6 protein-coding genes are annotated in these 7,113 nt (G+C 43.0%); 2 read left to right on the forward strand and 4 right to left on the reverse strand.

Annotated features, from left to right (window positions below):
- Window positions 1–346 precede the first annotated feature (346 nt).
- Window positions 347–1,072, forward strand: a complete 726-nt coding sequence (locus tag IM456_RS14255; protein WP_287693010.1) for a Stp1/IreP family PP2C-type Ser/Thr phosphatase — start codon at window positions 347–349, stop codon at window positions 1,070–1,072.
- A gap of 37 nt (window positions 1,073–1,109) precedes the next feature.
- On the opposite strand, the gene IM456_RS14260 is transcribed toward IM456_RS14255, so the two are convergent.
- The 3 genes from IM456_RS14260 to aat all read right to left on the reverse strand — a co-directional run bounded on the left by IM456_RS14260 (window position 1,110) and on the right by aat (window position 4,986).
- The gene (locus tag IM456_RS14260) at window positions 1,110–2,510 is read right to left on the reverse strand and encodes an ankyrin repeat domain-containing protein (RefSeq protein ID WP_502845911.1); all 1,401 of its coding nucleotides are present in this window, start codon (window positions 2,508–2,510) and stop codon (window positions 1,110–1,112) included.
- Between the two features lie 20 nt (window positions 2,511–2,530).
- Window positions 2,531–3,637 (reverse strand): hybrid sensor histidine kinase/response regulator, encoded by a 1,107-nt coding sequence (locus IM456_RS14265; protein ID WP_149985793.1) that lies wholly within the window; start codon window positions 3,635–3,637, stop codon window positions 2,531–2,533.
- A 767-nt stretch (window positions 3,638–4,404) separates the two neighbouring features.
- Window positions 4,405–4,986 (reverse strand): leucyl/phenylalanyl-tRNA--protein transferase, encoded by a 582-nt coding sequence (aat, locus tag IM456_RS14270; RefSeq protein WP_149985772.1) that lies wholly within the window; start codon window positions 4,984–4,986, stop codon window positions 4,405–4,407.
- Window positions 4,987–5,020: 34 nt separating this feature from the next.
- Here aat and IM456_RS14275 point away from each other — a divergent pair, with 34 nt between their 5' ends.
- Window positions 5,021–5,362 carry a DUF8822 family protein gene (locus IM456_RS14275; protein ID WP_004160341.1) on the forward strand — a complete coding sequence of 114 codons (342 nt, stop codon included), beginning with the start codon at window positions 5,021–5,023 and terminating at the stop codon, window positions 5,360–5,362.
- Between the two features lie 14 nt (window positions 5,363–5,376).
- Here the strand turns inward: IM456_RS14275 and IM456_RS14280 are convergent, their stop codons facing one another.
- Window positions 5,377–6,975 carry a glycosyltransferase family 39 protein gene (locus tag IM456_RS14280; protein WP_287694626.1) on the reverse strand — a complete coding sequence of 533 codons (1,599 nt, stop codon included), beginning with the start codon at window positions 6,973–6,975 and terminating at the stop codon, window positions 5,377–5,379.
- Window positions 6,976–7,113: the final 138 nt, after the last annotated feature.

Genomic DNA, 7,113 nt, shown 5'->3' on the forward strand with positions numbered 1-7,113 from the left:
GTGTTATGCAATGGACGGGGGTTATAAGGGATGTAACCCTTATATAGAAAGGCATTTAGCGATTTTTGTCAATTGTTTTTGCTCTAGAGCGAACTAATCAATTAAGTCTTTTGCCAGATAAGGATTTAGTCGATTTATGCTCCCCTATCGAACCATACCAAGTAACGAAGAACCCTGATAACTCACATCTGATAACTGATAACTTACCCACTGATAACTGATAACTGAGAGGTGCGCCACCGGAAGTTCTTAAGTGTTATATTAAAGATCAAGAAAAGCCGTCGTTTCACGACGGGGTTTTAAACCCAAATTTTCGATAAATATTGTGTTAGCAGCAGAAATTTCGATGAACAATCTTTCTTTTGGAGGAATGACTGATCCAGGTGTAGTGCGATCGGTTAATCAGGACAGTTATTATATCGACCCCGAGCAGCGCTTTTTTATCGTTGCTGATGGTATGGGAGGTCATGCGGGAGGCCAGGAAGCTAGTCAAATCGCCACTGAAACTATCCAAGCTCATCTAGAAGAACACTGGAATTCGCCCCTGACTGCTGGAGAATTGCTACAGGAGGCAATTACCGTCGCTAACGAGAAGATTATTGAAGATCAACTGAAAAATCCCGAAAGACAGGACATGGGGACAACCCTAGTCCTGGCTATCTTCCGAGATGATGGCTCTTGGTACACCCATATTGGTGATTCCCGTCTCTATCGCTTTCGTGAGCAAAAATTAGAACAGGTGACGGAAGATCATACTTGGATAGCTAGGGCGATAAAAATGGGCGATATGTCCGAAGAAGAAGCGAAAAACCACCCTTGGCGGCACGTTTTATTTCAATGCCTTGGTCGTCGCGATTTGCCCCCAGTGACGGTGTCTCCCCTCGATGTGCAATCTGGCGATAGTTTAATTCTCTGTAGTGATGGTTTGACAGAAGAAGTGTCCGACGAGGAAATTAGCGATTATTTGCAAACCGGTGCCGATTGTCAGGAAATTGTCGAGAATTTAGTGGCAGCGGCCAAAAAAGCTGGCGGTTCTGATAATATCACCGTGGTCATGGTAACGCAGAATTGAGAGGAAATAGCGATCGCTGATCGCTAAACTTGCACTTCTACTCGATCGCTCCTGCTTGTTGTAATAAAGAAACGATCGCCTGATGGTGATTAAATTTAGCTAACATTAAAGCAGTCATTCCCCCTTGATTTTTCTGATTTAAGTTCACCTTTCCCCCGTCTAACAAAACTTTAACCGTGTCGAGACAACCGTGATAACTGGCCCACATTAACGGGGAAGCACCGCTAAAATCGAGTTTATTGACATCAGCGCCGATATCGATTAACCAGCGCACCAATTGACTATTATTGCCCTCACAAGCTTTCATAAGGACGGTTTTGCCATCGGGATAAACGGCGTTGGCATTGGCCCCGTAGTCGAGGAGATAACGGCAGATTTCCGTAAATTGGCGCTGTAGAGCCAAAGTTAATGGTGTTTCTCCTTGCTGAGTTAGGTTAGGCTCCGCTCCCTGTTTTAACAATTCTAAAACGATCGCTTCGTATCCCTGCACCGTGGCGATGAGCAAGGGTGTATCCCCAAAATGGTTGCGGTGATTGACAAAAGCACCGGCTTGTAGTAGGGCCTGAACGATCTCTAAATGTCCTTCGATCGTGGCTAAATGCAGGGCCGTTTCTCCGGCCTGATTTTGATTGTCAACACTGGCCGCCTGAGCGAGTAAAAGTCGGACAATATCGAAATATCCCTCAGCAGCGGCGAGCATCAGGGCAGTTTCTCCCTCCTCCGTGCTGATATTCGGATTTGCTCCCGCTTGCAGTAAAGTTTGTACGCTGCCGAGATTTCCCCTCTCTACAGCCAAAATTAGGGGAGTTTCCCGGGATAAAGTGGGAGAATCGAGGGGCATACCACGGGTAATAAACAATTCGAGGATTTCTGGGCAATTAGCGGTGAGAGCCTGTAACCAAGCTTCTTGACGTATTTCGTCATCTACACCACTATCGAGCAATAAACCGACAATTGCGGCGTAATTTTGTTTGATCGCTACAGATAAAGCCGTATCTCCATCCTGATCGCGCATATTGACCCGAGCGCCGGCGGTTAATAACTGTTCTGCGATCGCTGTATGACCCTTATAAACGGCGATCATTAGTGCTGGTGTACCATCTTGATTAACCTGATTGACATTGGCACCGGCGGCGATTAATTGAGCAAGGATTTGACTGTGATTGAGGGCGGCCGCTAACATGAGAGGGGTTAAACCTTGAGGTTGTTTACTTTTGTTGATATCAGCCCCAAATTCTCGCAAAATCGCCACAATTTCCCTATGACCCCCCTGCACGGCATAGATTAAAGCCGTAGTATTTTGCACATCGGTGGCGTTGACATTTGCCCCCTGACTCAGTAAAGCTTGAACCCGCGCGAGATTGCCCTGACGCGCCGCTTGTATTAACAGGATATCCCAATTAGAAGCCATTAACAGTGACCGATCGGCAGAAAGTATTTTTTCTATTATCGATCTTTCTAGACAGGTAAACGGACAGAAACGCTACTACCCCGTTCTAATTCTGAGGTGACGGCAATAGTTCCCCCATGAGCATCGATAATGCGACGGGAGAGATAAAGTCCTAACCCATTGTTGGAACTGTCTGGGGAACCGGAGTACAGGCGCTCGAAAATCCAGGGTAGTTCTTCTGCTGAAATGCCTATACCAGTATCCTCGACGACAATGGTGACAAAAGTATCTTCCTCTGTGGCGGGGATGAGATGAATTTTCACATCACCCTTTTGGGTAAATTTAATCGCATTGCCGATGAGATTGGTAAAAACGCGCCGCAGTTCCAAGCGATCGCCAGTTAGGAAAATTTCCCCAGCATTTTCGGCATTTAAGCTTAATTCTAGTCCTTTTTCTCGGGCAAGGGGAGTTAACTCCTGACAGACTTCTTCGAGAATATCGATAATCTTTAATTTAGTAAAATTAAGTATCTTTTCGCCGTTTTCATAACAATAAACTTCCAAAAGATTATTAACCATTTCCAAGAGATTTTTATTACTGCGAATAATCACATGAATGACTCGACTCATTTCGGGAGTAATCTCACCGTATAAACCTTCTTGAAATAGTTCTAATATGTGATTGACAGACACTAAGGGAGTTCGCAAATCGTGGGTCATCCTCGAAACAAAATCTTCTTTTTGTCTAGCCAATTGCTCTTTTTCTTGTTTGGCAATCGTCACTTCTTGTTCCGCTTCATAGATGCGTAGGGCGTTTCGCATCGCTTGATTTAAGCGCGAGGCAGAAAGACGAAATTTACTCATATAATCGGAAGCACCGGCTTTCATCATATCTACGGCAATTCCTTCGTCTCCGTGACCGGTTAAGACAATTAGGGGTATTTTAACTCCCTGCTGCCGAATTTCCCGCACCAAAGTCAAACCATCTCGATCGGGTAGAAGATAATCGATAAACATACAGTCGAAAAGATTATTGGACATCTGTTCTTTAGCATCTTCATAGTCAGCGGCTTCTGTTATTTCTATCGCCATCTCCGATGTTCTTAAGAATCGGCGCACGGCGATCCGATCTACTTCATTATCATCAACAATTAGAATTCTTAACTGGTTTAACATGGCCAATTTAAATCTGAATTTCATTACTGTCTGATCTACCCTGATAGAATACCTCGAATCGGGTTCCATGGTCAAGACATTTGCGAGGTCGATTCTTACAGCTTTTTTCTTAAAGATGAAGTATAACCTAATTTGCTATTGACGACCGAATCGTGACGACTGGCCACCCAAAACGAAAAATTAGTAAGCTAAACGGCGCTTAACCTGCATGATCCAATAGCTATAACCCTTTTGGAGTCTATATCGGTGATCCGAAGTAAAAGCCGTTTAGCTTACCTCACTATTAAGATGACTGCCACAATCGGAAACAATACTTAGGGTTTGCTGAAAAAGTTTTTCGTGGGGGCAGGGTGTGGGGTGCAGGGTGTAGGGTGTAGGGTTTTAGCGATTTTCAGGGGGTCAATTACCTAATTTTCAGGGAAAAAGTGCCTAAATTTCCCCCCGATCACCCCAAGGTCTGGCACTTTTTGATGGGAAAAAAGTCTAAAATTCTTATCCAACAAGGTTTTTAGATTTATTCAGCAAGCCCTACTTAGGGTTTGCTGAAAAAGTTTGTTGGTGGGGTTAGGAGTCAGGAGTCAGGAGTCAGGAGTCGGGAGTTTCAGGCTTTGTTGCCCTCTCTTTTTTTGTACCAACTCATGTACTACATTAAGTATAATGCAAGGTTTTTGATGGTCCCAATCCGATTTTCGCAGCATGAACATCGGATTTTAACAGGTCAAAAGCCTTATTTTAAAAGGGTTTTACCATTATTCAGCCAACCCTACTTAAACAAAATGGCAATGCTTCAACAGAGCTCCTTCAAGTAGGGGATGATATTCTTTTTCGGAGATAGTATAGGCCCCAAATCTAGCCAGATGGGGATTTTGCATTTGGGCATCAAATAGACAGAAATCCCGTTCTCTGAGGTGTTCGACTAACTTGACCATGGCTACCTTAGAACCATCGGGAATTTTATAGAACATCGATTCCCCGATAAAAACCCCGCCAATGGCCAAACCTAAAATCCCTCCCGCTAATTGATCCCCTTGCCAAGTCTCGAAACTGTAAGCCCAACCGGCCTGGTGTAATTGCTGATAGATTTGGATTAACTCCGGGGAAATCCAAGTCAGCGAGCGATCGGCGCAACCGGCACAAACCCCAGCAAAATCGCGGTTAATAGCCACGGTAAAGCGATTTTGATTCAAAACTCGTTTTAGGGACTGGGGATACCTAAAACGCCGATCGAGAGGGATAAGAGCGCGATTTTTACTAGAATACCAATCCAATCGCCCTCCCTCATCGGCCATGAGAAAGTAACCGCGTGCGTATCCTTGTATAATAGAGGCGGTATCCACGACTCCCCCCAAGAATTCAGTCTCGTAGCCTGATCATTCTCTAATTATGCCTGATCATCCCCCACCAATTCCGCCCATTACTTTACCACCGATCGAAAATCCCCAACAGGAACAAACTTGGCTGCGCACCGCTTTGCATCGTTGGTTAGATGCAGAATTTATTCCCGAAGCTATTAATGAAACTATCGCTGAACGTGCTAGTCAAATTTTTCTGCGTCAGCGTTTGGAAGGGGAAAACGATCTCGGTAACTTGGTGATTGCGATCGTTACCGAGATGCAAGCTTTTGATTTCCGCGAAAGTTTTTACAGTGAATTTGCCATCGCTAACGCCGTCAGTGATTTAATTTTAGATAGTTTAGGAATCGATCGCTGTTGTGGTCAAAGTTAGACAGTTTTTCTCTGCTATTGGAGTTTAATTTCTATTAGCGCCCCTGCTAATTTTTCTGTACGAATTGGGTACTGCTCATTTAAAAAGTTAACAAAATCTTCTTCGGGATGTGCCACGACGATGTTACTGTAGTTTTGGGCTAATTCCTTGAGATTGAGTTTTTGCCGCCAGGATTCCACATCGCCATCCTGAAATAATTGAAACTTAACTTGATCGTTAACTAAATAGGATAATGCCAAAAAGAAACTAGGGGTATTATCGCTGATAACTATCGGCTTGGTCATGGAGTTTAAAACAGGGGCGATTTCTAGATTAGCTCCACTGGCTGTACCTCGTTGATCATCTAAAGCCCCATCAGGAGTTAACCCGAGAAATACACCGGATATTATACCTAGTAGCAGGAAAATTAGCAAGATTTGTTGTCCTAAATAGTGCAGCCAATTTTTTGGGGACTTTGATCCGATATAACTGGCAATCAGGTACGATATAGCAATCTGTATTCCCAGAAAAACCGGTAGATAATATCTGGCTTGTAGGGAGCGGATCGATGGTTTTAATAAATCAGGTACAATTTGAAACAGTGTAGGAACAACAATCAAAGTTATTAGGAATAACCAAACTTTCGGCGAAGTGTATCGGATGAGATGGTAAAGAGAATAGATCGCTAATAATAAAATTAATAGATGAAAAGCCGATTCTAATCTGCCTTGGCGGTGAAAGAAATCCACAAATACATGACCAGTATGACGAAATAAGGTTTGAGATATTTCGATGATATTAGTCTTAAACTGTCGATAGTATTGGGTATTGCGCTCAATTTTGTCTAGGTTGGTAAAAATCACGAATAGCCAAGGGCTAAATAAAACTATACTACCCAATCCTGCCAAGACGTAATTAATCAATGTTTTGGTAATTTTAAACCTTTCCAGAATAATCACATATAAAGCTTGGGCGATGGCTAGGGAATAGGAGAATAAATGAGCATAAAAAGTTAGGGAGAGACTCAAGCTGTACCATAGCCAACTCTGCGCCGTATTTTTACGGTTTGCTCGTAAAAGAGCAATTCCTGATAAAAGAATTGTCAGCGTCCAGAAACTATATTGGGTAGCGTTTTGTGCCGAAAGTATCTGAAAGGGAGAAACAGCGAATAAAGCGATTGCTATCCAGCCGGTTAAGGAAGAATCAAACAATTCTACGCACAACCAATAAAGGGAGGGAATGGCTAGGATGCTTAAGAAAATCGAGAAAGTTCTAGCTGAATTTGTCCAAGGAAATGCCTGCATCCAAAAGCGGTTCAACAAATTATAGAGTGGGGGATGCTCAGGATTACCCATTAAGGCCTGCATTGTATCATTCAGAGATGTTTCAAGATGCGGATATTGGAAACGCTGCAACTCTTCAACTTCAATAATATCTCCTATAAAAGCTTGCTCTCGCACTTGTTGACTTGTATATCCTGAGGAACGCATAATTCTTCGCACTTCATCGGCACTATAGACTTTTTGCTCTAAATTGAAAAATCGTAGGCCAATTCCGATTAATAAAATAGCAATGATCAAAAACTTTCCAAAATTAGCGGCTGATCGAGTAGGTAGATATTTTTTCTGATCCATCCCACATTCCGCACCCTCAACTGTCACAGATCAAAAAAGCTATTAAAGTAGTACATAATAACTAAAATTAATTCAAAGGTTAAAAGGGTTAATGAGAATGTATAGCATTAAAAGGGGTATGGAGCGAGAAAGAGAAAA

The organism is Microcystis sp. M079S1, from assembly GCF_020246425.1.
Lineage (GTDB): Bacteria > Cyanobacteriota > Cyanobacteriia > Cyanobacteriales > Microcystaceae > Microcystis > Microcystis aeruginosa.